This is a genomic window from Rhizobium sp. Root483D2 (assembly GCF_001426685.1).
GTDB lineage: Bacteria > Pseudomonadota > Alphaproteobacteria > Rhizobiales > Rhizobiaceae > Pararhizobium > Pararhizobium qamdonense.
On record NZ_LMFB01000009.1, the window covers coordinates 42,803 to 67,519 of the forward strand.

The window sequence follows — 24,717 nt, forward strand, 5'->3', positions numbered from 1 at the left end:
AATTCTCAGTTTTCGCGGGGATCGAGCGCATCGCGCAGGCCGTCGCCCAAGAGATTGAAGCCGATGACGACGAGGAAGATGGCAGCGCCCGGCCACATCGCCATCCAGGGCGCCTGGGTGAGGAAATTCTTGGCGACGTTCAGCATTGAGCCCCAGCTGGGGGCCGGTGCCTGCTGGCCAAGGCCAAGGAAGGAAAGGCTCGCCTCGGCGATGATCGCAGTTGCGACCGTCAGCGTTGCCTGCACGATGATCGGCGGCACGATGTTCGGCAGGATGTAGCGCAGCATGATATCGCCATGGCCAAGCCCGATCGAGCGTGCGCCTTCGATATAGTCCTCCGTCTTGACGGACAGAACCTGCGACCGCGTCAATCGCACGAAGATCGGCATGGCGGACAGGCCGATGGCGATCATCGCGTTCGTCAGGCTCGGCCCCAGAAACGCAGCCAGCGCAATTGCCATGATCAGAAACGGCATGGCGAGAAACGCCTCGGTTACGCGGGATATCACCTGGTCGACCCAGCCTCCGAAATAGCCGGAAATCAGTCCGAAGGGCACGCCGGCTGCGACCGCGATGGCGACCGAGATGACGCCGGCCATCAACGACGCCTGCGAGCCCCAGATCATGCGGGAGAGGACGTCGCGGCCAATATCGTCGGTGCCCAGCCAGTGCGCAGCCGACGGCGCCTTGCGAATGGCGCCCCAGCTGGTGGCGAGTGGATCGGCCAAGGGCAGAAGCGGTACTGCCATCGCCAGAAGCGTGAAAAAGGCGATGATGACCAGACCGGCAATCGCGCTGCGATTGCGCTTCATCTTTTTCCAGGCGCGGTTTTCGCGGGCCTTCGGTTTTTCGGCTGCAATGGCCGTTGCGGACGCGCTCATATGGCAGCCCTCATGCGGGGATTGAGAAGAACAGTGACGACATCCGCCATCAGGTTCATGAGGATGAACCCGACTGCCGTACACAGCACGACGCCCTGCACCACCGCGTAATCCCGGTTGAACACCGCATCGACAATCAGCTTGCCGAAGCCGGGAATGGTGAAGATCTGTTCGGTGAGGACGGCGCCCGCGAGCAGTTCGCCAAACAACAGCGCCGTCAGCGTGATGATCGGCAAAAGCGCATTGCGGAAGGCGTGGCTGAGCACCACTTCACGGGTTGAAAGGCCCTTTGCCCGGGCCGTGCGGATATAATCGGACTTCATCACCGACAGCATCGATGAGCGTGTATGCCGCATCAGCGTTGCCGCCAGTCCCGTGCCGAGAACGAAGGATGGCATGATCATCGTCTTCAAGGATTGCACGGGATCGACGAGGAACGATTCATAGCCGGACGCCGGAAGCCAGCCGAGTTGAACCGAAACCAGCAGGATGAGCATGATGCCAAGCCAGAAATTCGGGATGGATAGCCCCGAAAGGGCGACGATATTGGCCAGATAATCAATCCACGTGTTCTGCTTTACCGCCGCCAGAATGCCCATGGGCACGCCGATGATGAAGGCAAAGACCATGGACATGGCTGCGAGCTGAATGGTCACGGGCAGTTTCTCGGCCACCAGTTCCAGAACCGGCTGGTTGGCGCGCAGCGACATGCCGAAATCACCTTGGAGCACCGCGCCCAGCCAATAGGCATACTGGTACACGACCGGTTCGTTCATCCGGTATTTTTCGCGCAGGAGTTCGATGACCGCAGGATCGCGTTCTTCGCCCGCCATGGCAAGGATGGGGTCTCCCGGAAGAAGTTTCTGCAGGGAAAAAACGAAAACAGATATGATCAACAGCGTCGGTATCGCTACCAGAAGCCGCTTGGCGATATACAAATACATGAACGCGGGTCCTTATACGGGCATAGGTTCAGGACAGCAGGACGCATCCAAGGATGCATCCTGCCAAGGCACGCGCCTCAATCAGCCGCCGTTCTTGACGCCTGTCAGGCGGATCATGCCGTCGCCGGAGGGTGTGAAGCCCGTGATCTTCTTGGAATAGCCGTAGAGATAGGCCTGATGGCCGAGATAGATGAGCGGCAATTCATCATTGAGAATCGTCACCGCCGCATCGTACTTCGCCTTGCGCACCGCACTGTCCGTCGAGCCGCGGGCCTCGTTCAAGAGCGTATCGACCTGCGGATTGCAATATTTGGTGTCGTTGATGCCGCCCTTGCAGGTGACGAACTGGTGCACATTGCCATCCGGATCGGAGCGGCCGGACCAATCGGAACGGGACAGGACATAGTTGCCGGCCGTCTGCTCGGATATCAGCGTCGCGAATTCGGTTGCCTTGAGCTTGACGTCGAAACCGGCCTCGGCAGCCATGGACTGGATGACCTGCATCATCTGTGTCTGCGTGGTATTGTTGGCGTGCTGCAGCTCGATCTCGAATGTCTCGTAACCGGCTTCCTTCATCAGCTGTTTGGCCTTGACGATGTCGCGGGCAGGAACGGGAATATCCTTGTTGTACCAGGGGCTGGACGGAGACCAGGGCTGGTTGCCGGCCATCGCCGTGCCTTCGAAAACGACCTGATTGATCGCCTCACGGTCGATGGAGAGCGAAAATGCCTGGCGCAGGCGCTTGTCCTTGCCGAACGGAGTGTCGGCCGTCGGACTGTTGGCGATATTGGCATAGAGGGCCATGTAGCCCGGACCGATGGTTTCGCCGTAATTGAGGTTGGGGTCTGCCTTGACCGATGCGGCATCGGACGCCGAGATGCGCTCGGCAAGGTCGAGATCACCGGCGCTGAGGTTGGCGAGACGCACCGTGGTGTCCGGGATCGGCAGGAACGTCACCTTGTCGATGAAGATATTGTCCTTGTTCCAGTAATCGTCAAATTTCTCCAGAACGATCCGATCCTGCTGGATGCGCTCCACGAATTTGAAGGCGCCGGAGCAAGCCGGCTTGGTGCTGAAATTGGCGCCGAGTTCTTTTCCGGCAGCCGGCGAGATCATCATTCCCGCGCGGTCGGAAAGCTGCGCAAGCAGGCTGGCATCAGGCCTCTTCAGCGTGAACTTGATCTGGTAGTCGCCTGTCGCCTCGACCTTTGCCACCGAGGCAAGCTCGCTCTTGCGGCGCGATTCCGGCAACGTCATGTTGCGATCGATATTGTAGACAACGGCATCGGCATTAAACGGCGTGCCATCATGGAAAACGACGCCTTCGCGCAGATCCATGGTCAGCGTGCTGCCATTGTCGCCCCAAGCCCATTCAGTGGCGAGCTGCGGAACGATGGCGAGTTTATTGTCGAGATCGAGCAGCTTGTCGCAAAGGCTGGTATAGACGATACGGCCAGCGAATGTGACGGATTGCGCAGGGTCGAGAATGTCGGGATCATCCATGATGCCGATGCGCAAATCGGCAGAGAGAGCTGGCGTGGCCAATACAGTGCCGGCGAGAAAAAGTGCTGAAATTCCTGTCAGTCGCTTCATTATATCTGTTCCTCTGGTGGTTATCTGAACACGCCGGTTTTCCGGTCTTTGTTCTGGGCTGCGCCCTGGCTCAAATGGTCTTCGTCTCCTTGGTGGGGTCCTGCCGGTCTGGAATGTCCATCGATGTCTGGCGGATCAACCGCTCCTGCAATGTCAGCAGGTGATCGCGCATTGCTTCGCCGGCGCGCGCGGGGTCCCGTGATGCGATGGCCTCGATGATTTCCGTGTGCTGATCGCGCGATTCGCTCAGCTTCTTGTCGAGCTTTCGGGCCTTGTCGCGCACCGACTGCCAAGCCGGATCCTGCCGGATCCGGTTGATGATATCGAAGAGCGACAGAAAAAGCTGATTGCCTGCGGTCTGCGCGATCAGACGATGCAGCGCGCCATCCCAAAGCTCCCGCCAATCGGCATCGGTGCGCTCGTAGATCTTGTCGCGCAACCCCCGCATGCGCTCGATATCGGAGTCCTTGGCCCGCATGGCCGCCAGTTGCGCCAGTTGCGGCTCTATCCGCAGGCGCACTTCCATGATTTCCATGAAATTGGTTCCGGGCACCAGGCTGGCCACCTGATCGCTCCAGTTATCCGGTTTCTGACCCAGGAACGTGCCCGCCCCCTGCTTTCGCCAAATCAGCCCTTCGGCCTCCAAAACCTCAAGCGCACGTCTGATTTCGCGCCTTCCGACGCCAAAACGTTCAGAAAGAGCCCGTTCCGTCGGCAATTTTCCGTCCGTGAACAGCGTCGTGACACGCAAAGCTCCCGCAACCGCTCCAACGCGTAATGGGAATTTTCCCGCATTTTATGATCAGAATTCTGGTCCAATGGTTCACACCAATTTATGATTGGTTCAGTGAAACAAGTTCCAATGTGGCCGTCAAGCCACTTTTTAGGCAGTACCTAAAATTGCCAACAGAAGAGGCAACGGCGTTGCGAGGGCAACTTTGCTGAGGCTTTGTGTTGAATGTCCGGAAGACTGAGTTGGGGCCTCTCAGACAATACCTATCCGCCCGACAGCGAGCAGATTGTGTTGTTAAGCCTTTCGCCGGTGCGGGCTTATGTGACGCCAGCTCGCCCGCCGTTGCAGCAAGCTCTTTAAAGGCCTTGCTGCAACGATATCCAGAAGGACCGTCACGCTGCCTTTGGCAGCGGTCCGACATAGACGGAACGCGGACGGATGAGCCGGCCTTCGAGCGATTGCTCGCGGGCATGGGCGATCCAGCCGATCGTGCGGCCGATGGCAAAGACGCCGGTGAAGGCGTCCCGTGGGAATGTCAGTGCGTCGAGCAGGAGCGCGGTGTAGAACTCCACATTGACGTCGAGAGGACGGCCGGGCTTGCGCTCTTTCAGGATGGCAAGCGCGCTCTGTTCAACGGCTTCCGCCAGACCGATACGGTCACGATCAACCTGACCGGCGGCAATCATCTGCGTCAAAGCGCCTTTCAGAGCATCGGCGCGTGGATCGCGGACGCGGTAGATCCGGTGCCCGAAGCCCATCAGCCGCTCGCCGCGATCCAAAGCCTGCCTAAGCCATTTTGCGGCGTTGTCCTTTGTCCCGACTGCATCCAGCATATCGAGCACAGGGCCAGGCGCGCCTCCGTGCAGCGGTCCCTTCAAGGCGCTGAGTGCGGCCAGAACGGAGGAGGTCAGGCCGGACTTCGTGGAGGCGATCACCCGTGAGGCGAAGGTCGATGCGTTGAGGCCGTGATCGGAAATCGTCACCAGATAGGTATCGAGCGCGGCCACCTGCACTGCGCCCGGCACAGCCGCGCTGAGCATGGTGAGGATATCGGCGGACTGGGAGAGCGACGACGTCGGCGCGACCGGCGTTTCGCCTCTCTTCAGGCGCAGGATTGCAGGCAGAAAAACGGCGGGTGCGGCAAGCAGGCGAAGCGCCGTGTCGAGATCATCTCCGTCCGCAAGCCGGGCAATCAGCGCGCGCATGATATCAACCGGCGGCAGGTGCAGCAGGTCATCATCGATGGCGCCGATATGGGAAAAAACCTCTTTGCGCATCTGCCCAAGCCGCAGGCACAGGCTGTCCCTGTCCAGCCTCTCCTCCAGCAAACCGTCGAGCAGGAGAAGAGCAACATCCTCGTAGCGTGCATATTCGACAAGGCGGTCAAGCGAAACGCCGCGAATAACCAGCTGACCGGCCTCGCCATTGACATCGGACAGCTGCGTTTCGGCGGCGACGACGTCTTCAAGTCCATTTTTCATCTGTATGTCTCCTTTACGCCAGCGATGATCCGGCCTAGCGTCATTGACGTCAATCTTGATGAAATCGATCAATATGAAGACGCTCTGGATCACCACCGACGACGCGCTCGCAAGGCTCGGCACCAAGCCGCAGACGCTCTACGCCAATGTCAGCCGTGGGCGCATCCGCGCCAAGCGCGACCCTACCGATCCCCGCCGCAGCCTTTATCATGCCGATGATGTCCAGCGCTTGGCTGAGCGCCATTCGGGACGGCGGCATACGGCGGCGGTGGCGGCACAGGCGATCCGATGGGGTGATCCGGTTCTGCCGACGACGATATCGAGCATCGCCGGCGGCAGGCTGCTGTACCGCGGCCGCGACGCAGCCGACCTTTCCAGCGCGGCGGCACTGGAGGATATCGCGATATTGCTCTGGGAAACGCCTGGCGTTGTGGTCAAGGCTTTCGGTTGCGAGATGACGGGAAGATCGAGGCTGGCTGCGGCTCTTGGAGATCTCGCCGCGCGCGTTGTAGACGACCTGCCAGCGCTGGGCCGCAATCCGGCGGTTTTGCGGACCGAGGCTGCAGACGTGCTGTCAACCGTGGCAGCGGGACTGGCGCCATGGCCGGACCCCATACCGCTGCATCAACGCCTGGCCTTGGGATGGAAGCGGCCGGACGCGGCAGAGCCCATCCGGAAATCCCTGGTGCTTGCGGCGGAACACGAGTTGAACGTGTCTGCCTTTGCGGCGCGCGTGACGGCGTCTTCGGGTGCCGCGCTTTCAGCTGCGGCGCTTTCAGGGCTTGCAACACTTACCGGCCCCCGGCATGGCGGCGCCTGGCTGAGTGTCACGCGGCTTGCCGGGCAGGCCGGCTCGATCGGGGTGCGTGAGGCGATCCGGGCCATGCTCTCCTCGGAAGGGGCCGTCAGGGCCTTTGGCCACCAGCTTTATCCGCATGGCGATCCGCGCGCCAAGATCATCCTGGAAAGTTTCGAGGTCCCGGCACTCTATGGCATGCTCGCCAAGGCAGGCGAAGACCTTCTCGGCGAACCACCCAATATCGATTTTGCGCTCGCCGCGCTTGCGGCAACCTTCGATCTTCCGCAGGAAGCTCCGCTGGTGATCTTCGCCCTGTCGCGCACGGTCGGCTGGCTGGCCCATGCCATGGAACAGGTGGAGAGCGGCCAGCTCATTCGCCCAAGGGCCAGCTATGCGGGGTCATAGCCCGGCGATAATGGCAGCCACCATCGCGATCCCTCCGGACCTGACAGGCCCGTCAGGCGGCTGGGAGTTCGATCGTCACTTTAAGTCCCTGGCCTTGCGCGCCCTCAACACGCAACGAGCCGCCATAGAGGCTGACGAGATCCTGGCTGACGGAAAGGCCGAAACCGTGTCCGGGGACGGTTTCATCCAGGCGCTGACCGGGCTGCAAAACCCTGCTCATGGCGTGTTGCGGAATTCCTTCGCCATCGTCAGTAATGGTGATCACGGCCTTTCCACTGGCTTTGACCGCAGTGACGGCGACACTGGTGGACGCCCACTTGAACGCATTGTCGATCAGATTTCCCGCCAGTTCGTCAAAATCCTGCTCGTCACATGCCGCCACCAGATCCGGCTCCACGGAAAATGACAGGCTGATGCGGCGTTCGCGGTAGATCTTGTCCATGATGCCGGTGAGATCGCTGAGGTGCGATCCGACATCGGTGCGCGACCGGCCGTGTCCCGCGCCGGCATCAGCGCGGGCGCGGCCGAGATGATGGCGGATGCGGGTGTCGATCTGGCCGGTCAGATTTTGAAGCGCACCCGTCGGATCCCGCCCGGCTTCGCTCAGCGCCAGGGAAAGGCTGGCCAGTGGCGTCTTCAGGCTATGGGCCATATTTGCAAGCGACAGGCGCGCGCTTGCCAGACGCTCCTCGTTTTCGCTAATCAGCGCATTCAATTCGGCAACGACGGGCATCAGTTCGGCCGGTTGCGCTGTTGGCACGCGCGCGCTGGCGCCGGAGCGGACGTCCTGAAGCGACAGGCGCAGTTTCCGAAGCGGGCTAAGACCGACGCGGATTTGCAGAAGCGTGGCAAAGATCAATCCCAGGCCGAGAATGCCGATCGATGGCAAAAGCCAGATCAGTGCCCGCGTCAGGGGTCCGGAGATCGCGGCGGCAGGCGCCGACACATGGACGGTGACCGGCCTGCCCTGCAGTTGCGATGTCACGGTGATGACATGCAGGGAACGCCCGTTGGAATCGCTGGTGTCAGTCGCGGTGGGCCTGTTGGAAAAAAGATGCCGCCAGTCGAACGGTGGCGGTGGAACCTTGAGGCTGCCGCCTGCCAATGAGCGGGATTGCAACGTCTGGTTCGCCGCCTCGATCTGCCAGTACCATCCCGACCCACGGCGATCAAAGGGCGGCCCGTCAAGACCGGGCACAATCGATATCTGGCCACCGGCGTCGATGGACAGTGCCGCAACCAGGGATGACGCCTGCGCTTGCAGCCGCTGATCGACCTGATCGGAAACGACCTGATGCAGGATAAAGGCCAGGACCACGCCCGCGACCACAAGTGCTGCCGTTACAAACAGGACGGCGGACAACAGCAGGCGGCCAGCAATGGTGGTCGGTGCAAGTCTCATGGGTCGCCCCGCAACAGGTATCCCCGGCCCCTCACCGTCTCGATCATGGCTGCACCGATCTTGCGGCGAAGCCGGGTGATGATCACCTCCATCGAATTGGACTCGACCTCGACATCCCCTTCATAAATGCGCTCCATCAGTTCGCGGCGATCAACGACGATGTTTTTGCGCAGGATCAGGCAGGACAGGACCCGCCATTCCAACGCGGTCAGTTTCAACGGCAGGCCATCGAGCTCGAACGTGCCGAGCTGGGCGTCGAATGCGAGACCGTTGCAGGAGATCTTTGCGCTGCCATGGCCGGCCGCGCGCCGCACAAGTGCGCGCAGCCGCATCACCAGTTCCTCGACCTTGAATGGCTTGGTCAGGTAGTCGTCGGCGCCCGCCTTGAAACTTTCCACCTTGTCCGACCAGCCGTCGCGGGCTGTTAAAACCAGAACCGGAATATTGCGTCCCGCGTCGCGCCAGAGCTTGAGCACCGAAACGCCATCCAGTTTGGGCAGGCCGAGGTCAAGCACTGCGGCGTCAAAGGCCTCCGTCGATCCGAGATGCGCGCCGTCCTCGCCATTGACAGCCACATCGACGGCAAAGTTTTCGGCGCGAAGGGCTTTTCCAATCCGCTCGGCCAAATCCCTGTCGTCCTCGACCAGCAATATCCGCATCGATACATTTTCCTTCAGGCGGCTGGAACCGCCGCTCAATATCCCGTTTCAGCTTAACTCAACCTGAACCGCGTGGTTCAGGTTGAGTTTCGGCCGCGATGTTAAAACTGCAAGGGTCAAACAGAAGGAGTTTTAACATGCCTATCGAACATACAAACGAAACAGCCGCCACACCGCTGCCGCAGGACGGCTCTGCTCCACATACAAAGCCGCACAAGGCACCACCACGTGGCCGTCACTTTGCAGCCACCGCGATTGCCGGCATCGCCCTGCTTGGTTTCGGCGCCGTCGCCGGGGCTGGCGCCATTGCGATGGTACGCCCAAACGCCGAAATGGCACCGATGACGCCGGTGGCGATCTCAACGATGCCGGATTGGGGCCTGGTCACGGTCAAAGGCAAGGTCGTCGAGATTTTTGGCAACAAGTTCGTCGTCGAGGATCAGAGCGGACGGGCGCTGGTCGAAACCGGACCATCCGGCGAAGGCGGGAAACTGGTCGCCAAGGACGAGACCGTCAGCGTTCAGGGCCGTTTCGAAAACGGCTTCATCCATGCGACATACCTGACGCGCGCAGATGGAAAGATCGAGGCGCTCGGCCCGGCTGGCGGCCCGCCGCACGGCAAGATGCCAGGCTGGCTGCGCCACGTCGCTGGCTGACCGGCCTATCGGCAACATCATCTCCGGCACGATACGTTGCCGGAGATCTGGCAAGCCAGACGATGTGAGGCCCTAGGTTTCAGCGCGCTCCCAATACCAGGCGACGTACATTTTCCGGTGATCGTGCTTGCGCCCTTTGAGGATCGAGCGAATGGCACGGATGTCCGTCTTTTCGCAGGCCGCCCAGATGAACGTTTCCGCATCGCTCAACGCGATTGCATCTGTGGCTCGTGACAACAGAGCGCGATCGCGGCGATCCGGATAATCGCCTCGGTGCAGCCAGCTGACCTCCAGCGTTCCATCGGTTGGAAGCGGCTGCTCTTCCGCCGCATTCTCGACTTCGATGATCGCGCGCATCTGCGTGCCCGCAGGGATTTCGGCTGCGATACGGGCAATGGCCGGCAGCGCGCTTTCGTCGCCGATCAGAAGGATGGACTGTGCGGATGGCAGACCGCCGCCGCCTGGGCCCAGAAGGGCTGCCCTGTCTCCAATCTGGGCGTCGCGCGCGAAATCGGCGCCTGGCGTGGATATGCCAGGCATTGGATGCTGCAGGAAATCTATCCAGATTTCTCCGCGCTCGATATCGACGGTGCGGATCGTGTAGACCCGAACAAGAAGTTCGTCATCGCCTTCCGGCCATGCGATACGCCCATCCTCGCGAAAGCCCGGCCAAACCGGCGGCCTGCCCTTTGGCGGAACCAGCAGGCGGACATGCATATCGCCACCGGCGAAAGGCGTGATGTCAGCGCAGGAAAAGATGACCCGGCGCATGTGCGGGGTTACATCTTCAGCGGAAACCACTGTTATTTCGTGGAGATTCGGCAGCGCCGGCAAGGACGATAGCGGCGTCCAGGTGAGCTCCAACGGCTCTTCGCCGGCAAAGTAGAAAAGATGTTCCGCGATATCGGTACGGGCCGCCTGAAGCGCTTCCAGCGACGGACAATCCAGCTCGATCAGCAATGTCCCCTTGTCTGCACGAATTCTGACGATGCTGGTCTTGCTTCGCAAAATCGCCCGATCTCTGTTCCGTTCGACGTCGGCATGCTCGATGAAATGCTCGCAGATCTCGTCCAGCATATGATCGGTACTCGCGGGGATGGCGATGCCCGAAAGCTTGAATGATGGAATGGCATTCATAGGCGCGTCTCCTTTTGCGCCATCGCGGGCGCATTGCTGGCCATCCGGTGGCGGCCGATCGGCAACATGATTGGCCGGGCGGAAATGGGATCGATCATGATGCGGCTTTCCAATCCGAAGACCTGCCGGACCATCTCCTGCGTCAGCACATCTTCCGGCGTGCCGAAGGCGTGAACGCGCCCGTCCGCCATGGCGACGAGATAGTCCGCATAGCGTGCCGCCAGATTGAGATCATGCAGAACCATGACCACCGTCGTGCCGCGCGCCTGGTTCAAATCCGTCAGGAGATCGAGCACCTCGATCTGGTGATTGATGTCGAGGAAGGTCGTCGGCTCGTCGAGCAGCAGGATGTCGGTGTCCTGGGCGAGCGCCATGGCGATCCAGACGCGCTGGCGCTGGCCTCCGGAAAGCTCATCGACCGGCCGCTCGGCAAGATCGAAGGTTTTGGTGGCTGCAAGCGCGCTGTCCACGGCTTCATCGTCCTGCCGCGTCCAGCGGGAAAACAGGCTCTGGTGCGGGTGCCGGCCGCGGCTGACGAGATCGGCAACGGCAATTCCTTCCGGCGCCACCGGCGACTGCGGCAAAAGACCCAATGTTTTGGCAAGTTCCCGCGAGGGCGTGTGGTGGATGGACTTGCCATCCAGCAGCACTTGTCCCTGTTTGGGCGAAATGAGGCGCGACATGGTGCGCAGCAGCGTGGACTTGCCGCAGGCATTGGCGCCGACGATCACGGTGATCTTTCCCGCAGGGATCGTCAGGTCGAGATCCCGCAGGATTTCCCGATCGTCATAGCCAGCCGAAAGCCCGCTGGCGGCGAGGGAATGAACAGTCACAAAGAGCCTCCTGTCCGGTTGACGCGGACGATCAGGAAAATCAGGTAGGGCGCACCCAGCGCGCCGGTCACCACGCCGACCGGATAGCGGCTCGGCAAGAGAAGCTGACCGGCATAATCGCCTGAAAGCACGAGAATGGCTCCGACCAGCGCCGATGGCAGAAGCAATGATCCATTGTTGCGGACGATGCGCGCCGCAATCGGCCCGGAGAGAAAAGCCACGAAGGCGATCGGTCCGGTAACCGCCGTTGCAGTCGCGATCATACCGACGGCCGAGACGATGACCAGCATGCGGGTTCTGGCGACCCGGACCCCAAGAGCGGCGGCGGTATCGTCACCCAGTTGCAATGTTTCGAGATCGCGGGTGCGGCTGAGCAGAAGCCCGCCGAACACAGCGAGAGCGAGAAGAAGCGGCAGCGCCTGCGAAAGCTGCGCGCCGTTGACGCTGCCTGTCAGCCAGCGCATCGCCTCCTGCAGGCTCCATGCGGGCGCAGACGACAGGATGTAGGCGATTACGCTTTGCAGCATGGCCGACACGCCGATCCCGACGAGGATGAGGCGCGTGCAGGCAATTCCGTTGCGGAACGAAAGCCCGTAGACAAGCACGGCGACGAAGAGGCCTGCGGCAACGGCGAGGATCGAGACCATCGGCCCGGTCATCGACAGAACGACGATCGCGAATACGGCGGCGGCCCCGGCGCCCGAGGTGATGCCGATAATGTCGGGGCTGGCCAGCGGATTGCGCAGCATGATCTGGAATGCAACGCCGCCCAACCCGAAACACATGCCGGCAAGAATCGACAGGATAGCGCGCGGCAAGCGCAATTGACCGACGGTAAAGGATGTGCCGGGCACGTCTTCTCCAAGCAGCACGCGGATGACGTCCAGGGGCGGCGTGAACGATTGCCCCACCGAAAGGGTGATCCCGAACACGGCGAGGACGAGGGCAAACAGCACGGCGAGCAGGACGGCGTGCGTGCCCGCGCGGCGGCGGCGGTTGGCGATAAGGACGTCGATTGTCGGTGAGAATACGGTCACAGTTCCCTCACCCGCTGGCGCCGGACGATCCAGATGAAGAACGGAGCCCCGATCAGCGCCGTGACGATCCCGACATCGATCTCGCCAGGCCGGGCGGCGATCCGCCCGAGGACATCGGCGCCGAGCAGCAGGCAAGCACCGCCCAAAGTGGAAAACGGCAGCAGCCAGCGATGATCGACGCCGATCAGCGTCCGGCAAAGATGCGGCACCACCAGTCCCAGAAAGCCGATCGGCCCGCAAACGGCGGTCGTTGCGCCGCACAGAAGGATGGCGCCGAGCGAGGCGACCGCGCGCGCTACGGCAACCCGCTCACCGAGACCGGCGGCCAGTTCGTCGCCCAGAGCCAGGGAATTCAACTTTCGTGCAGACAAAAGGCTGATCGCGAAGCCAACCGCAAGAAACGGCAGCACCGGAACAATCCGCCCGTATGTCGCGCCGCCGACGCCGCCGATCTGCCAGGACTGGATACCACCAGCAATATCGCCCCGTGGCAGCACGACGGCGACGGTAAGGGACGCAAAGGCAATCGAGGTGGCGGCACCTGCCAGGGCCAGCTTGAGCGGCGTTGCGCCGCCTCTTCCGAGCGATCCGATCGTATAGACGAAAACAGCGGTGCATCCGGCGCCTGCGATCGCCGTCCAGATATAGGCATGAGCCGAGGACATTCCGAACCAGGCGACCCCGATGACGACAGCGAGCGAAGCGCCCATATTGACGCCGAGAATGCCGGGATCGGCAAGCGGATTGCGGGTGACACCCTGCATGATCGCGCCTGCGAGCCCGAGCGAAGCACCCGCAAGCAAGGCGAGGACGGTGCGCGGGATGCGCAGCGCAATCGCCGCTTGCCCGATATTGTCCTGCGTGCCGCCAAGTGCCGCAGCGATATCGCTCCATTCGACGTTGCGGGTGCCGACCGTGACCGATAGGGCGAGCAGGAGCGCCAGCACCGCGATGAGCCCCGCCAGCCAAAGGCTTCTGACCCGGTTTGACCGGGTTGCGGACACCCAGCGGCGGTCCGATGTCTTGAGGATGCCGGTGGTCATTTCGCTTTCTTGGCCGCCTCGCTGAGAAGCGCCACATAGTCCTTCAGCACCCATCTGATCGAAAGCGGCGTCGGATTTGCCGCGTTTCCGACCGGATTGCTGCCGAGCATGACGAGAGACTGATGCGCGACCGCCGGCATATGCGCGGTCAACGGGTTGGTTCTCAAGGACTCAAACAACGTCTGGTCGCCGTATGTCACCAGAATATCGACATCGTCGAACGCATCGATCTGTTCGGCACTGACCGAGCCCGCGAATTTTCCGGCTTGCGATGCCGCAAGGACGCTCTTTGGAGACGTCAGCCCCAGATCGGCGAAGAACTTCACCCGCGTGTCGTTGGTGGTGTAGAAATTGATGATGCTGAGATCCGATGCGCTCAGATGGGTGATGAACATGGCCGACTTGCCCTTCAGCTCGGGATGGCCGTCCAGCGTGTTCTTGATGTCGGCTTCGATACCGGCGATCAGCGCATCGCCCTCTGCCCGCATGCCCAGTCCAGCGCTGTTGAACCGGATCATCTCGCGCCAATCGGTCGACCATGGTGCCTGTGGATAGGCAATGACCGGGGCGATCTGGCTCAACGTATCGTAATCGGCCTGGCTGAGGCCGGAATAGGAGGCAAGGATCACGTCCGGACGGGTCGCCGCCACAGCCTCGAAATCGATGCCATCGCCCTCGTCGAACAGCACCGGCCTCTCGCCCTTGAGTTCGTCCAGCCGCTCCGCCACCCATGGCAGGATGCCATCTGCGTCATCGTCGCCAAAATTGGCGCGCGCCATGCCGACAGGAATGATACCGAGCGCCAAGGGCACCTCATGGTTCGCCCAGGCAACGGTTGCGACCCGCTCCGGTTTCTTCTGAATGACCGTCGTGCCGAAAGCATGCTTGATGCTGATCGGATAGGACACGCTTTCTGCGGCCAGCGCGGATCCCTGCGTGACAATCCAGACACAGGCTACCAATACCTGTGCGCAGAGACGGAACAGTCTCATCGCCATACTCCATTCGACACTATAAGTTGACCTGAACTCTCAGCTTCAATGCGCGGCGTCAACGGCAAAGCAGCAACGATGTGGAAACCGCGCATAGATTTCTGTGGGATCCTACAAAACCGGGGAATTGTACAATACTGGATAAAGTCACTCCAGTTAATAGATGCATCGGGGATGATGACATTGAGCGGACACGACGCCGGCGGCTTGATTCGCTCGCGACAGCCGGATGCGATGGTTATCGGCGCCCGAAAACCGTGTCGGCCCCGCCGATCACCCGCAGTTACGTCAGTTTGGATTTAAGAAAATGGACATCGACAGAACAGGCGCCCGGTCACGGCAGGCCCCGATCCGCCATCGCAACGCGCTGCTTTTCGCCTGCACGGCACTTGTCACGCTGATACCAGGCTATTCGATTGCCCAGGACGCCACTAGCAGCGCCACGGCGCTGGAGACGCTCACTGTGCAGGCGGGGTCTGGCGCAGGCGTCCTGAACACGGATGACGACTCGCGCTCGATCGTTGCCACGGAAACGACCGGCGCCGGCAAGATGCCGACGGATATTCTGACGGAACCCGCCTCGGTCTCCGTCATCACCTCCAAGGAAATCCAGGAACGCGCCGCCGATACCGTCGAGCAGGTCGTGCAGTACACGGCTGGCGTGACCACCGATTTCTACGGCTCAGACGACCGCTATGACTATTTCGACATTCGCGGCTTCACGCCCTACACCTATCGCGACGGTCTGGCGATCGGCCGGACCTTTGCGGGGGTCCGCGAAGAACCCTACGCCTTCGAACGTATCGAGGTCCTGAAGGGCGCCAGTTCCGCAGGTTTCGGCGCAGCCGAGCCGGGCGGATCGGTGAACTACGTCACGAAAACACCTAAGAATGAGCGTTTCGGCGAAGTCTATGGCACCGGCGGCTCGTTTGCGCACAAAGAGCTGGGCTTCGATTTCGGCGACAATTTTACCGAGGACGATACCTTGTCCTACCGTTTGACCGGCAAGTTTCAGCGGTCGGACGCCGAGTACGATTATTCGCAGGATGACGAGAACTTCATCATGGGCGGCCTGACCTGGCGCCCGACCGACGCGACAAGCCTGACATTCGTCTTCGATCATCTCGACAAGGACGGGGTTCCCGGCAGCGGCGGCCACCCGCTCGGCACAGATTTCGACCGGGACAAATTCTTCGGCGAACCGGATTATTATTTCAGCGAGACGAACCGCAACACGTATAGCGTCCTGTTCGACCACGATTTCGGCAATGGCCTCAGCTTCCATTCCAATGCCCGCTACAGCAATCTGAATGACGGATTCGGCAGTGCCTATATCGGCAGCACGCCGACAGACGGCTCAACCGAAGCTGGCCGTTATTTCTTCGGCAATGATAAATCGACCGAGCAGTTCATCATTGACGCGCATCTGGTCTACGAGACGAATTTCAACGATGTGGAGAGCCGCACCCTTTTCGGAGCCGACTACAACAAATACGAGTCCGACAGCGACAACTTCTATACATCAGCACCGCCGATCAACTGGGAAAACCCGATCTATTCCGGTGGCCCTGGTTCTCTGGTGCCTTATGCCAGCACGAACAACGACCAGAAGACCAACGGGCTTTATCTGCAGCAGGATTTGACCTTCTTCGACAAGCTCACAGTCAGCGTCGGGCTGCGCAACGACTGGCTCGATCTCAGCGAAACAAATCTTATCGCGGGCTCGACGGTTGCCGGTACCCACAGCGAGTTCACGAAGCGGTTCGGTGTCAGCTACAAGCTGACCGAGGAACTGGTTCCCTATATCAGCTACGCCGAATCTGCGGCGCCGCCCGCCTCGGGCGCCGACCCGACGACCGGAAAGCAGTACGAAGCCGGGATCAAATACCGGCCGGAGGGTTTTCCAGCACTGATCACCGCTTCCATCTACGATCTGACCAAGGGCAATATTACCGTCTTTGATCAGGTGACATACCTGCCGCAAACGGTCGATAAGGTCAGGCATCGCGGTTTCGAACTCGAAGCCAAGGCGGAAGTGACCAACAATATCAATGTCATCGCAGCCTATAGCTATATCGACTCCAAAATCGATGAGCCCGGCGGCGACAATGACGGCAACCGCCTCATGCGCGTGCCCAAGCATCTGGCATCGGTCTGGGGCACCTATACATTGGAAGGCCAGGGCGCACGCGGCGACATGACATTCGGGGTCGGGGCCCGCTATACGGACTCCTATTTCACGAATATCAGCAACACGACATCGTCGCAGAGCGCCGTCGTCTTCGATGCGGCCTTCACCTACAAGATCCAGGAAAACACCACATTTCAGCTGAACGTCAACAATGCGTTCGACGAAAAGCATGTGGCCAGCAAAGACAGCGGCGCGGTTTACTACAATCCCGGCCGCTCGGTTCTGGCCACGCTTCGCCAAACCTGGTGAGAGCTCTCTCCCGCCCGCAGACAGCGCTGGCGGGAGATTTCAGCCCTGTTGCAGCTTGCGCCAAGCGGCGGGTGTTTCGCCGGCAATCTGCCGGAACACCCGTGTCAGATGCGCCTGATCGGAAAAGCCGAGCTGTGCTGCAATGGTCGCCACCGGAAGATCGCCTTCTGCAAGCAGTTGTTTTGCCTGATCGATCCGCTTGGAAAGCTGCCATTGCAGCGGCGATTTTCCGGTCGTTTGCTTGAACACGCTGGCAAACCAGCTTTCGGAGAGATCAACCGTTGCAGCCATGTCGGCGATGGTCATCCGGTAGTCGCCACGCTTCTCGATATGGGATTGCAGCTTGTTCATCTGCGCCTGCGTCAACCTGCCGGCGGCTTTCTCGCTGGTCTCTGCGGGAATATCCAGAAGGCCGGCAACAATGCTGCCCACGAGGCTTTCGGCATAGACGGCATGTTTCGACGGGTTTCTGATTTCGTCGGCGAGCAGTTTTGCCAGCGCTTCGATCGCCGAAACATCCTGCAGTTCCACAGGGCGGCGTATCGCTGTCTGCGCTGCCGAACTGCCGACCGAGGGCATAAGATAACGGAGCGCCCGGTCCTTGTGCAAATGCAGATTAAGGTGGCTGAAGCGATGCGCACTCTTGCTGCTGGTCCACATCGGAACCCCGGCCGGCACATAGACGGCCCGCGCCATTGAGCGTGAATTGCGGGCGAAATCGTCGTTCCGGTTGGAAATCCGGACATTCGACGACACGTCATTGAAGAAAAACATGATCCGCGGGTCGTCGGCCAGATAATAGCCGCTGGCACCCGCCTGACTTTCCGCTTCCCACAGGACGCTGACCAGGCCATCCAACTGGCGCCACTGAACCGGAGCTGCGACCTGAATTCCTTCAGTCTTCCAGGACATGGAATGCCAGAAGCTCATTGGTAGATTGCCCGCCCTTCGAAGCTGCCGGTCCTTCATCAGGCCGGCAGTTCAACGCATCGTGACGATCGCTTGCGCGCCGCATTAAGTTGACACGATTTGTCATATTATTAGCAAGCTGGCAAGTGAATACGCAGTGGGACCGAATTCAGGAGGAGCGCCATACCCGTTGGATCGATAGATTTTTACCGGTCGCAAGCGTGCCGAAGATCGTCGGCACGCTGTAAAGTGGTTGTTTTCTTCGCTCAGATGACACCCGGCACCACGAAGACCAGCCAGGCGACGATGGGTCCGATGATGGCGATCAGGGCGCTGTAGATCAGCAGCTGCCGTAGCACCTGCTCGCGCCTGTCATCCGGCGCATTGGCAACGACAAGGGCGCCATTGGTGGAGAAGGGGCTGGTATCGACGATCGTTGTCGAGATGGCGATTGCGGCCACCACGCCGATGGCGCTGACCTGTCCCTGGAGCAGAAACGGTACGGCAAGCGGAATAATGGCACCCAGCAGCGCTGTCGAGGATGCAAAGGCGGAGACGATCGCACCGGTGAAGCAAAGCAGAAGCGCCACAAGCAGCGGCATGCCCAGGCTGGAAATGGCGTTCGCCACATAGTCGACAGTGCCCGCTTTCTCCATGACGCCGACATAGGTGATGATACCGGCGATCAGCAACACGGTGGACCAGCTGACCTTGTCGATCGCGGCCTTCTGCGTCGATGGTGACAGCAATGCGAGCACCACAGCCACGGTCATGGCGACGAGACCGACATTGAACTTGAACACCAGGGCGCCGACGCCGAGCGCCGTCAGGCCGATCAGGGTGACGATCCGCTCGTTGTTCAGGCGCAATGTCGAAGCGGTATCGGCAGCTGTGCCATAAGCATGCTCCCTGATCGGCTTGGCCGGCGTGCCGCCATGGCCTCTGATCGTCTCCGACACGCCCTGCGGATGCAGGTCAGGGAGCGGGCCAGCGGCTGCGGCACCCTGCTTCATCACCTTTGCGCCGCCGAACACGAAAAAGACCAGCACGGCAATCGCCAGATTGAAGAAGAAGCTGGAGAGGAAGAGCGAGGTCGGCGCGAAGGGCAGCCCGGCTTTTTCCACGATCTGGTTGGTGATCCCGCCATAGACGCTGATCGGCGAAAATCCGCCCGCCTGCGCGCCATGGATTACCATCAGACCCATCATGACGGGGTGAATGCGGTACTGCACGGCAAAACTCAATGCGACGGGCGCAAGGATGGCGACCGCCGCCGGCCCAAGCGCGCCGAAACCGGTGATGATGGCGGCGACGAGAAACATCACCCAGGGTATCAAGCCGATGCGTCCGCGCACCATCCGGACAGCGCATTCGACGAGCCAATCGATCGTGCCGTTGATCTGCGCGATGGCAAAAAGATAGGTGACGGCAACAAGCGTCAGGAACAGATCGCTTGGAAAGCCCGCGAAAATATCGCTGGTTTTCATCCCTATGATCAGGGAGCCGAGCACGAAGGCGCCGGCAAATGCCAAGGCCCCCATATTGATCGGCTGGATCGTCGCGACGACGAACATCGCAACGAGCAGCCCTATGGACAGAAGTTCAATACTCATGAGTCCCCTCCCTCCGGCGCCTCCAGCGCCGTAGTTGTTGCAGTCGAGCTAATTTATGGATAGCGCGCACCCTCCTCCCAGAAGGTGCGGTTGTCTTACGTTCGTCTGTAGAGATCGGCGTATTGCTGCCGCAGGATGTTCTTTTGCACCTTGCCCATCGTGTTGCGCGGCAGGTCCTCGGCAAAGATGATGCATTTGGGTTGTTTGTAGCGGGCCAGACGGTCCTGCAGTGCGCCAACAATGGCCTTTTCATCGACATCAGCGCCGGGTTTGCGCACGACGACGGCGGTCACGCCTTCGCCGAAATCAGGATGCGGAACACCAATCACCGCACTCTCGAACACGCCCTCGATCAGATCGATCTCGCCTTCGACCTCTTTCGGATAGATGTTGTAACCACCGGAAATCACCAGGTCTTTTCCGCGGCCGACAATGTGCACGTAACCATCGCCGTCGATTTTGCCGAGATCGCCGCTGATGAAAAACCCGTCGGCGGTGAATTCGGCTGCGGTCTTTTCCGGCATGCGCCAATAACCCTTGAAGACGTTCGGCCCCTTGATCTCGATCATCCCGGTTTCATCCGGACCGAGTTGATCGCCGGTCGCAGGATCGGTCACGCGCACCGTCACGCCCGGCAGCGGAAAACCAACCGTTCCGGCAACCCGTTTGCCGTCATAGGGGTTCGAGGTGTTCATGTTGGTTTCGGTCATGCCGTAGCGCTCAAGGATTGCGTGACCGGTGCGGGCCTCAAATCCGGCATGGGTTTCGGCAAGCAGCGGAGCCGAACCCGAGATGAACAGGCGGATATTGGAGACAGCGTCGCGATCGAGACGCGCGCTTTGCAAGAGGCGAACGTAAAATGTGGGAACACCCATCAGCATCGTTGCCTGCGGCATCAATGAGATCACCTCGTCGGCGTCGAATTTCGACAGGAGGAACATCGAGGCGCCGGCAAGCAATGTGACATTGGTGGCAACGAAGAGGCCATGCGTGTGGAAAATCGGCAAGGCATGGATCAGCCGGTCGGCAGCGGTGACGCGCCAGTAGTCGCGTAGGGTCATGGCGTTTGAAAGCAGATTTCCATGCGTGAGCATCGCTCCCTTGGAGCGTCCGGTGGTGCCCGATGTATAAAGGATGGCAGCCAGATCATCGGCGGAGCGCGAGGCATCGACGAAGTCTGCCGGTTCATCGCGGGCCAGATCCAGCAACGAACCGCTGCCATCGGCGTCGAGCGTTTCGACAATGGCGCCATGCGGCCTGGCGATCGTCTCGATCCCCGCCCGTGCGGATGATGCAACGACCACCAGGCGCGGCTCGGCATCGCCGATAAAATAATCGAGTTCCGCCAGCGTATAAGCGGTGTTCAGCGGCAGGTAGACCGCGCCGCTTCGAAGACAGGCGAGATAGAGGATCAATGCCTCGGCACTTTTTTCCACCTGCACCGCAACCCGGTCGCCGGGACGAATCCCAAGCGTGTCCATGGCACTGGCCATGCGGCCGGACAGAGCGAGCGCCTCATCATAGCTCCATGCGCGCGCGCCACCGGTCCGGATGAACGGCGCATCTGCGGGCGCGGCCGCCCTGATGGCGTCGAATAGATAGTTGCTCACTTTCGCCCTCCTCCAAGCGTCGAATTCATGATCTGCGCGAACGGACCCGTGCCTTGCTGGCCATGACCGCTGCGGCGGCTTTCATCGTTTTGATTGAGACTGGCTTTGACAGCCGCCGAGGCGATCACTTCGCCGCGCTGCGCCATCGCCTCGTGATTGTCAACGATGTCGTCGAGCTTGTAGAGATAGTTGACCATCAATCCGTGCGCCTGCTGCATCGCCTTGGCCGAACGGTCGCCCAAAAAATTCAATCTTTCCAGCCGCGCGCCATTGCCGAGATGGAAGCGGGCGACCGGATCGATCGGGCGGCCCTCCGGCGTCCGCTCGATCAGGAAATAGCGCGCCGCGAGAGGCAAAAGCACCCGCTCCACATCAGCGACGGTACCCGCATCGTCGGCCCAATTGGGGTCGTCGAGCACGGCAAGTGTTTCACGGGCCGTGTCCGTCATAAGCCCGTCGGAGGCAGACGTGCGCGCTTTGGCAAGCCAGCGGGAAAAGCCTGGAACGGGCGACAGGGTGACGAAATTCTTCAGGCCCGGCAGATCCTTGCGAAGATCGTCCACGACCTGCTTGATCAGGAAATTGCCGAACGAAATGCCCCGCAACCCATCCTGACAATTGGAGATCGAATAAAAGACGGCGGTGGTCGCCTCATCGGGATTGATCTGCTCCCTGCCTTCGTCGAGCACATCGGCGATGGCGCTGGGCACCGACCGCGTCAATGCCACTTCGACAAAGACAAGCGGCTCGTCGGCAAGGCGCGGATGGAAAAACGCAAAACACCGCCGGTCTGCCGGCGCCAGGCGGCGGCGAAGCTCGTCCCAGCCGGCGATCTCGTGCACGGCTTCGTATTTGATGATCTTTTCCAGAATATAGGCCGGTGTCGACCAGTCGATGGGGCGCAACGTCAGGAAGCCGCGATTGAACCAGGAGCCGAACAGATGCGTGAAATCGGCGTCGAGCGCATGATATCCTTCCGACCGGCCGCTGGACGCAAGCAGATGCTGACGCATCTGGACCAGCTTGGCGGTGCCATTCGGCGCGTGGTTCAGCCGGCGCAGCAACTCCTGGCGCCGCGGCTCGGCTGCCTGATGGAGAGCGATAACGGCAGCGGAGCGATTGTCGCTGCGGTAATGTTCAATCGCCTGATCAAGCCTTTCTGTATCCGGTCCGAATTTTTCATGAAGCATATTCAGGAAGTCTTGCGCGCCATCACCCTTGAGCGCATCCCAGCGATCGAATATTTCCGCCGCTAGCGCCATGCCCGAGGCCTCGCCGCGGCTCGACAGGAGCATTTCGCAGAGCGTCCGGAGATCCGCCTCCGTGGCGATCTGCTGGGTGCGGGAGCCGGAAAACAGAAGCTGGCGGCCACGATCCGTGATGCTCTGCAGCATGTCGGTAAAGAAAGACGTCTCGGACATACCATTTCCTCCCTTCCGCCTCTTGTCAGCGGTCGCGCCACTTTCCATCGCGCGCCTTCACCGGTAGTATTAAGAATGTCACGCTTCGTACACGAGGTCAACTATCGTGTATACAAGATTTGAATTTGTGTATGTGGAAAGCAAAAATGTCGGAAAATGCCGGCCGATGGCTGCGGGACGAGATTGAAAATTCCATTCTTTCCAACGAGTTCCTGCCGGGGGAAAGGCTCGACGAAACGGTGCTTGCCACCCGTTTCGGTGTCTCCCGCACTCCTGTGCGCGAAGCGCTGATGCAGCTCGACGCTATCGGCCTCATCGAAATCCGGCCACGCCGGGGCGCCGTCGTGATCGATCCGGGGCCGCACCGCGTCTACGAGATGTTCGAGGTCATGGCCGAGTTGGAGGGCCTTGCCGGTTCGCTTGCCGCGCGGCGGCTGGACGAGGGATCGCGCGCAACGATCACGGCCACCCATGGCCGCTGCGAACAGTCGGCCAGCGCCGGTGACAGCGATACCTACTATTACGACAACGAGGAATTCCATAAGGCGATCTACGCCGCAAGCCGAAGCGACTTTCTTCAGGAGCAATGCGCCCAATTGCACCGCCGCCTGCGCCCGTACCGCCGCCTGCAACTGCGCGTCCGCAACCGTCTCTCGACATCCTTCCTGGAACATTGCGCCATCGTCGAAGCAATCTTTGCCGGAGACGGAGACGAAGCCCGCCGTCTCCTGCGCGCACATGTCGGCATCCAGGGCGAACGGTTCAGCGATCTCGTGGCAAACATGGCTGCGCGCTGAAACGGCCGCTCTGCCCGGCGTAACGGCTGTTTGTTTCTGCAAAAGGCTGCGCTTTTAGATGGTGGTACACGTCTGGGCCGGTATTGCGAAAAAGGTGCGCTGGACTTTCGCTAGGCGTAACGCATGATGCATCAGGTCTATACAGTGAAGGTGGAACCCTTGAATTTCATTTTCTTTTCGCCGCATTTTCCCGCCTATGGCCAAGAGTTTTGCCACCATCTGAACCGGAACGGCGTGCGCGTGCTTGGGATCGGCGATGCCCCCTTTGATGAGCTATCGGGCAAGCTCCAAGCATCGCTGACGGAATATTATCGCATTGCCGACATGGAGAATGACGACGAGGTCATACGGGCTGTCGGCTATTTCATTCACCGCTACGGCAAGATCGACCGCTTCGAATCCCTCAATGAGCACTGGCTGGAGCTTGAGGCCCGCATCCGCACCGATTTCAATATCTATGGCACCAAGCTGGATTTTATCGACAATCTGAAGCAGAAATCGAAGATGAAGGATTACTTCGTCCGCAGCGGCGTCAGCACCGTTGCCCACCTGAAAAGTTCCGACAAGACCAGCGCTCTTCAATTTATTGACCAGGTGGGGTTCCCCATCGTGGTCAAGCCGGATCTCGGCTCCGGCGCCAGCATGACCTACAAGATCTCGACACCGCGCGAATTCGACAGTTTCTTCAGCAACAAACCGGCCGATATCCCGTTCATCCTGGAAGAATATATCGACGGCATCATCCTGACCTATGATGGGCTGATTGATCGTTACGGCCATGTGGTCTTTGCCACCAGCCACCGTTTCGAGCAAAGCATCATGGAGGTCGTGAATACCGATTCCCATCTCTACTATTTCTGCCTGCCAGCGATTGATCCGGAGATCGAGGAGGCCGGGCGCAATATTCTCAAGGCAATGGATATTCGCGAGCGCTTCTTCCACATCGAATTGTTTCAACGCCGCCGGGACAACAAGATCATCGCGCTCGAAGTCAACATGCGCCCGCCTGGTGCCTGGATGACCGATGCGATCAATTTTACGCATGACATGGATATCTACGAGGAATGGGCGAACATGGTCGCCCATAATCGCACCGGCGGGCCGTTTCCCGGCAAATATTTCACCGGTTATGCCAGCCGCAAACACCGTCTCGACTACCGGTACAGCCATCAGGACATTGTCGGGACATGGCATGCCGACCTCGTCAAATACCAGGAGGTGGAAACCGTATTCCGGCGTGCTATGGGTGACTTCGCCTATCAGTTCCGCGCCGGTAGCCTCGATCGGGTACGCGAAATCGTGGCCTTCATTCACGAATTGAGAGTCTGACGC

The 24,717-nt window shown here is 60.3% G+C and carries 20 protein-coding genes and 1 pseudogene; 5 read left to right on the forward strand and 16 right to left on the reverse strand.

Features of this window, described 5'->3' with window-relative positions; translation table 11 throughout:
• Nucleotides 1-5: 5 nt before the first annotated feature.
• The 5 genes and pseudogenes from ASD32_RS06850 to ASD32_RS06870 form a co-directional block, all read right to left on the reverse strand.
• Nucleotides 6-881, reverse strand: coding sequence for an ABC transporter permease (locus tag ASD32_RS06850; RefSeq protein WP_060637278.1), 876 nt, complete (start codon nucleotides 879-881; stop codon nucleotides 6-8).
• Nucleotides 878-1,825 carry an ABC transporter permease gene (locus ASD32_RS06855; RefSeq protein ID WP_060637279.1) on the reverse strand — a complete coding sequence of 316 codons (948 nt, stop codon included), beginning with the start codon at nucleotides 1,823-1,825 and terminating at the stop codon, nucleotides 878-880. The genes ASD32_RS06850 and ASD32_RS06855 overlap by 4 nt, the downstream gene beginning before the upstream one ends.
• An 81-nt stretch (nucleotides 1,826-1,906) precedes the next feature.
• Entirely contained in the window at nucleotides 1,907-3,418 is a 1,512-nt protein-coding gene (locus ASD32_RS06860; RefSeq protein WP_060637280.1) for an ABC transporter substrate-binding protein, read from the reverse strand.
• Between the two features lie 70 nt (nucleotides 3,419-3,488).
• Nucleotides 3,489-4,213: pseudogene (locus ASD32_RS06865) on the reverse strand (FadR/GntR family transcriptional regulator).
• A gap of 330 nt (nucleotides 4,214-4,543) precedes the next feature.
• Complete coding sequence (locus ASD32_RS06870; protein ID WP_060637281.1) at nucleotides 4,544-5,632, reverse strand: citrate synthase/methylcitrate synthase; 1,089 nt, start codon at nucleotides 5,630-5,632, stop codon at nucleotides 4,544-4,546.
• A gap of 58 nt (nucleotides 5,633-5,690) precedes the next feature.
• Here ASD32_RS06870 and ASD32_RS06875 point away from each other — a divergent pair, with 58 nt between their 5' ends.
• The gene (locus ASD32_RS06875) at nucleotides 5,691-6,836 is read left to right on the forward strand and encodes a citrate/2-methylcitrate synthase (protein WP_244490116.1); all 1,146 of its coding nucleotides are present in this window, start codon (nucleotides 5,691-5,693) and stop codon (nucleotides 6,834-6,836) included.
• A 52-nt stretch (nucleotides 6,837-6,888) separates the two neighbouring features.
• Here ASD32_RS06875 and ASD32_RS06880 read toward each other — a convergent pair whose 3' ends face one another.
• Both ASD32_RS06880 and ASD32_RS06885 read right to left on the reverse strand, forming a co-directional pair.
• Nucleotides 6,889-8,238, reverse strand: a complete 1,350-nt coding sequence (locus ASD32_RS06880; protein WP_060637283.1) for a HAMP domain-containing sensor histidine kinase — start codon at nucleotides 8,236-8,238, stop codon at nucleotides 6,889-6,891.
• Nucleotides 8,235-8,897, reverse strand: coding sequence for a response regulator transcription factor (locus tag ASD32_RS06885; protein WP_060637613.1), 663 nt, complete (start codon nucleotides 8,895-8,897; stop codon nucleotides 8,235-8,237). The genes ASD32_RS06880 and ASD32_RS06885 overlap by 4 nt, the downstream gene beginning before the upstream one ends.
• Nucleotides 8,898-9,034: 137 nt before the next feature.
• Between ASD32_RS06885 and ASD32_RS06890 the strand changes: the two genes are divergently transcribed.
• Complete coding sequence (locus tag ASD32_RS06890; protein WP_060637284.1) at nucleotides 9,035-9,553, forward strand: hypothetical protein; 519 nt, start codon at nucleotides 9,035-9,037, stop codon at nucleotides 9,551-9,553.
• 72 nt (nucleotides 9,554-9,625) lie between these two features.
• On the opposite strand, the gene ASD32_RS06895 is transcribed toward ASD32_RS06890, so the two are convergent.
• Genes ASD32_RS06895 through ASD32_RS06915 form a run of 5 tightly spaced genes read right to left on the reverse strand, consistent with a single transcriptional unit; the run spans nucleotide 9,626 to nucleotide 14,595 of the window.
• Nucleotides 9,626-10,690: a DUF2218 domain-containing protein gene (locus ASD32_RS06895; protein WP_060637285.1), complete on the reverse strand. Its 1,065-nt coding sequence runs from the start codon at nucleotides 10,688-10,690 to the stop codon at nucleotides 9,626-9,628.
• On the reverse strand, nucleotides 10,687-11,523 hold the full coding sequence (locus tag ASD32_RS06900) for an ABC transporter ATP-binding protein (RefSeq protein ID WP_060637286.1): 837 nt from the start codon (nucleotides 11,521-11,523) through the stop codon (nucleotides 10,687-10,689). The genes ASD32_RS06895 and ASD32_RS06900 overlap by 4 nt, the downstream gene beginning before the upstream one ends.
• Nucleotides 11,520-12,560 carry an iron ABC transporter permease gene (locus tag ASD32_RS06905; RefSeq protein ID WP_060637287.1) on the reverse strand — a complete coding sequence of 347 codons (1,041 nt, stop codon included), beginning with the start codon at nucleotides 12,558-12,560 and terminating at the stop codon, nucleotides 11,520-11,522. Before ASD32_RS06905 ends, ASD32_RS06900 begins: the two co-directional genes overlap by 4 nt.
• A complete protein-coding gene (locus tag ASD32_RS06910) occupies nucleotides 12,557-13,603 on the reverse strand; it encodes an iron ABC transporter permease (protein WP_060637288.1) in 1,047 nt (348 codons plus the stop codon). The genes ASD32_RS06905 and ASD32_RS06910 overlap by 4 nt, the downstream gene beginning before the upstream one ends.
• Entirely contained in the window at nucleotides 13,600-14,595 is a 996-nt protein-coding gene (locus ASD32_RS06915; RefSeq protein ID WP_060637614.1) for an iron-siderophore ABC transporter substrate-binding protein, read from the reverse strand. Before ASD32_RS06915 ends, ASD32_RS06910 begins: the two co-directional genes overlap by 4 nt.
• 307 nt (nucleotides 14,596-14,902) lie before the next feature.
• On the opposite strand from ASD32_RS06915, the gene ASD32_RS06920 reads away from it, so the two are divergent.
• Nucleotides 14,903-17,035, forward strand: coding sequence for a TonB-dependent siderophore receptor (locus tag ASD32_RS06920; RefSeq protein WP_060637289.1), 2,133 nt, complete (start codon nucleotides 14,903-14,905; stop codon nucleotides 17,033-17,035).
• Between the two features lie 39 nt (nucleotides 17,036-17,074).
• Here ASD32_RS06920 and ASD32_RS06925 read toward each other — a convergent pair whose 3' ends face one another.
• The 4 genes from ASD32_RS06925 to ASD32_RS06940 form a co-directional block, all read right to left on the reverse strand.
• Nucleotides 17,075-17,965, reverse strand: a complete 891-nt coding sequence (locus ASD32_RS06925) for an AraC family transcriptional regulator (protein WP_082546670.1) — start codon at nucleotides 17,963-17,965, stop codon at nucleotides 17,075-17,077.
• Between the two features lie 245 nt (nucleotides 17,966-18,210).
• A complete protein-coding gene (locus ASD32_RS06930) occupies nucleotides 18,211-19,557 on the reverse strand; it encodes an SLC13 family permease (RefSeq protein WP_060637290.1) in 1,347 nt (448 codons plus the stop codon).
• A 95-nt stretch (nucleotides 19,558-19,652) separates the two neighbouring features.
• Nucleotides 19,653-21,167: a malonyl-CoA synthase gene (locus tag ASD32_RS06935; RefSeq protein ID WP_060637291.1), complete on the reverse strand. Its 1,515-nt coding sequence runs from the start codon at nucleotides 21,165-21,167 to the stop codon at nucleotides 19,653-19,655.
• On the reverse strand, nucleotides 21,164-22,588 hold the full coding sequence (locus ASD32_RS06940; protein ID WP_060637292.1) for a malonyl-CoA decarboxylase: 1,425 nt from the start codon (nucleotides 22,586-22,588) through the stop codon (nucleotides 21,164-21,166). The genes ASD32_RS06935 and ASD32_RS06940 overlap by 4 nt, the downstream gene beginning before the upstream one ends.
• Before the next feature lie 146 nt (nucleotides 22,589-22,734).
• Here ASD32_RS06940 and ASD32_RS06945 point away from each other — a divergent pair, with 146 nt between their 5' ends.
• Nucleotides 22,735-23,385 (forward strand): GntR family transcriptional regulator, encoded by a 651-nt coding sequence (locus ASD32_RS06945; RefSeq protein WP_060637293.1) that lies wholly within the window; start codon nucleotides 22,735-22,737, stop codon nucleotides 23,383-23,385.
• A 123-nt stretch (nucleotides 23,386-23,508) separates the two neighbouring features.
• On the forward strand, nucleotides 23,509-24,714 hold the full coding sequence (locus ASD32_RS06950) for an ATP-grasp domain-containing protein (protein ID WP_244490117.1): 1,206 nt from the start codon (nucleotides 23,509-23,511) through the stop codon (nucleotides 24,712-24,714).
• Nucleotides 24,715-24,717 lie beyond the last annotated feature (3 nt).

Bases quoted from the DNA above. Each gene is read 5' to 3' on its own strand.
- ASD32_RS06850 (WP_060637278.1), bottom strand. From the start codon at position 881: ATGAGCGCGTCCGCAACGGCCATTGCAGCCGAAAAACCGAAGGCCCGC.
- ASD32_RS06855 (WP_060637279.1), bottom strand. From the start codon at position 1,825: ATGTATTTGTATATCGCCAAGCGGCTTCTGGTAGCGATACCGACGCTG.
- ASD32_RS06860 (WP_060637280.1), bottom strand. From the start codon at position 3,418: ATGAAGCGACTGACAGGAATTTCAGCACTTTTTCTCGCCGGCACTGTA.
- ASD32_RS06870 (WP_060637281.1), bottom strand. From the start codon at position 5,632: ATGAAAAATGGACTTGAAGACGTCGTCGCCGCCGAAACGCAGCTGTCC.
- ASD32_RS06875 (WP_244490116.1), top strand. From the start codon at position 5,691: ATGAAATCGATCAATATGAAGACGCTCTGGATCACCACCGACGACGCG.
- ASD32_RS06880 (WP_060637283.1), bottom strand. From the start codon at position 8,238: ATGAGACTTGCACCGACCACCATTGCTGGCCGCCTGCTGTTGTCCGCC.
- ASD32_RS06885 (WP_060637613.1), bottom strand. From the start codon at position 8,897: ATGCGGATATTGCTGGTCGAGGACGACAGGGATTTGGCCGAGCGGATT.
- ASD32_RS06890 (WP_060637284.1), top strand. From the start codon at position 9,035: ATGCCTATCGAACATACAAACGAAACAGCCGCCACACCGCTGCCGCAG.
- ASD32_RS06895 (WP_060637285.1), bottom strand. From the start codon at position 10,690: ATGAATGCCATTCCATCATTCAAGCTTTCGGGCATCGCCATCCCCGCG.
- ASD32_RS06910 (WP_060637288.1), bottom strand. From the start codon at position 13,603: ATGACCACCGGCATCCTCAAGACATCGGACCGCCGCTGGGTGTCCGCA.
- ASD32_RS06915 (WP_060637614.1), bottom strand. From the start codon at position 14,595: ATGAGACTGTTCCGTCTCTGCGCACAGGTATTGGTAGCCTGTGTCTGG.
- ASD32_RS06920 (WP_060637289.1), top strand. From the start codon at position 14,903: ATGGACATCGACAGAACAGGCGCCCGGTCACGGCAGGCCCCGATCCGC.
- ASD32_RS06925 (WP_082546670.1), bottom strand. From the start codon at position 17,965: ATGAGCTTCTGGCATTCCATGTCCTGGAAGACTGAAGGAATTCAGGTC.
- ASD32_RS06930 (WP_060637290.1), bottom strand. From the start codon at position 19,557: ATGAGTATTGAACTTCTGTCCATAGGGCTGCTCGTTGCGATGTTCGTC.
- ASD32_RS06940 (WP_060637292.1), bottom strand. From the start codon at position 22,588: ATGTCCGAGACGTCTTTCTTTACCGACATGCTGCAGAGCATCACGGAT.
- ASD32_RS06945 (WP_060637293.1), top strand. From the start codon at position 22,735: ATGTCGGAAAATGCCGGCCGATGGCTGCGGGACGAGATTGAAAATTCC.
- ASD32_RS06950 (WP_244490117.1), top strand. From the start codon at position 23,509: ATGATGCATCAGGTCTATACAGTGAAGGTGGAACCCTTGAATTTCATT.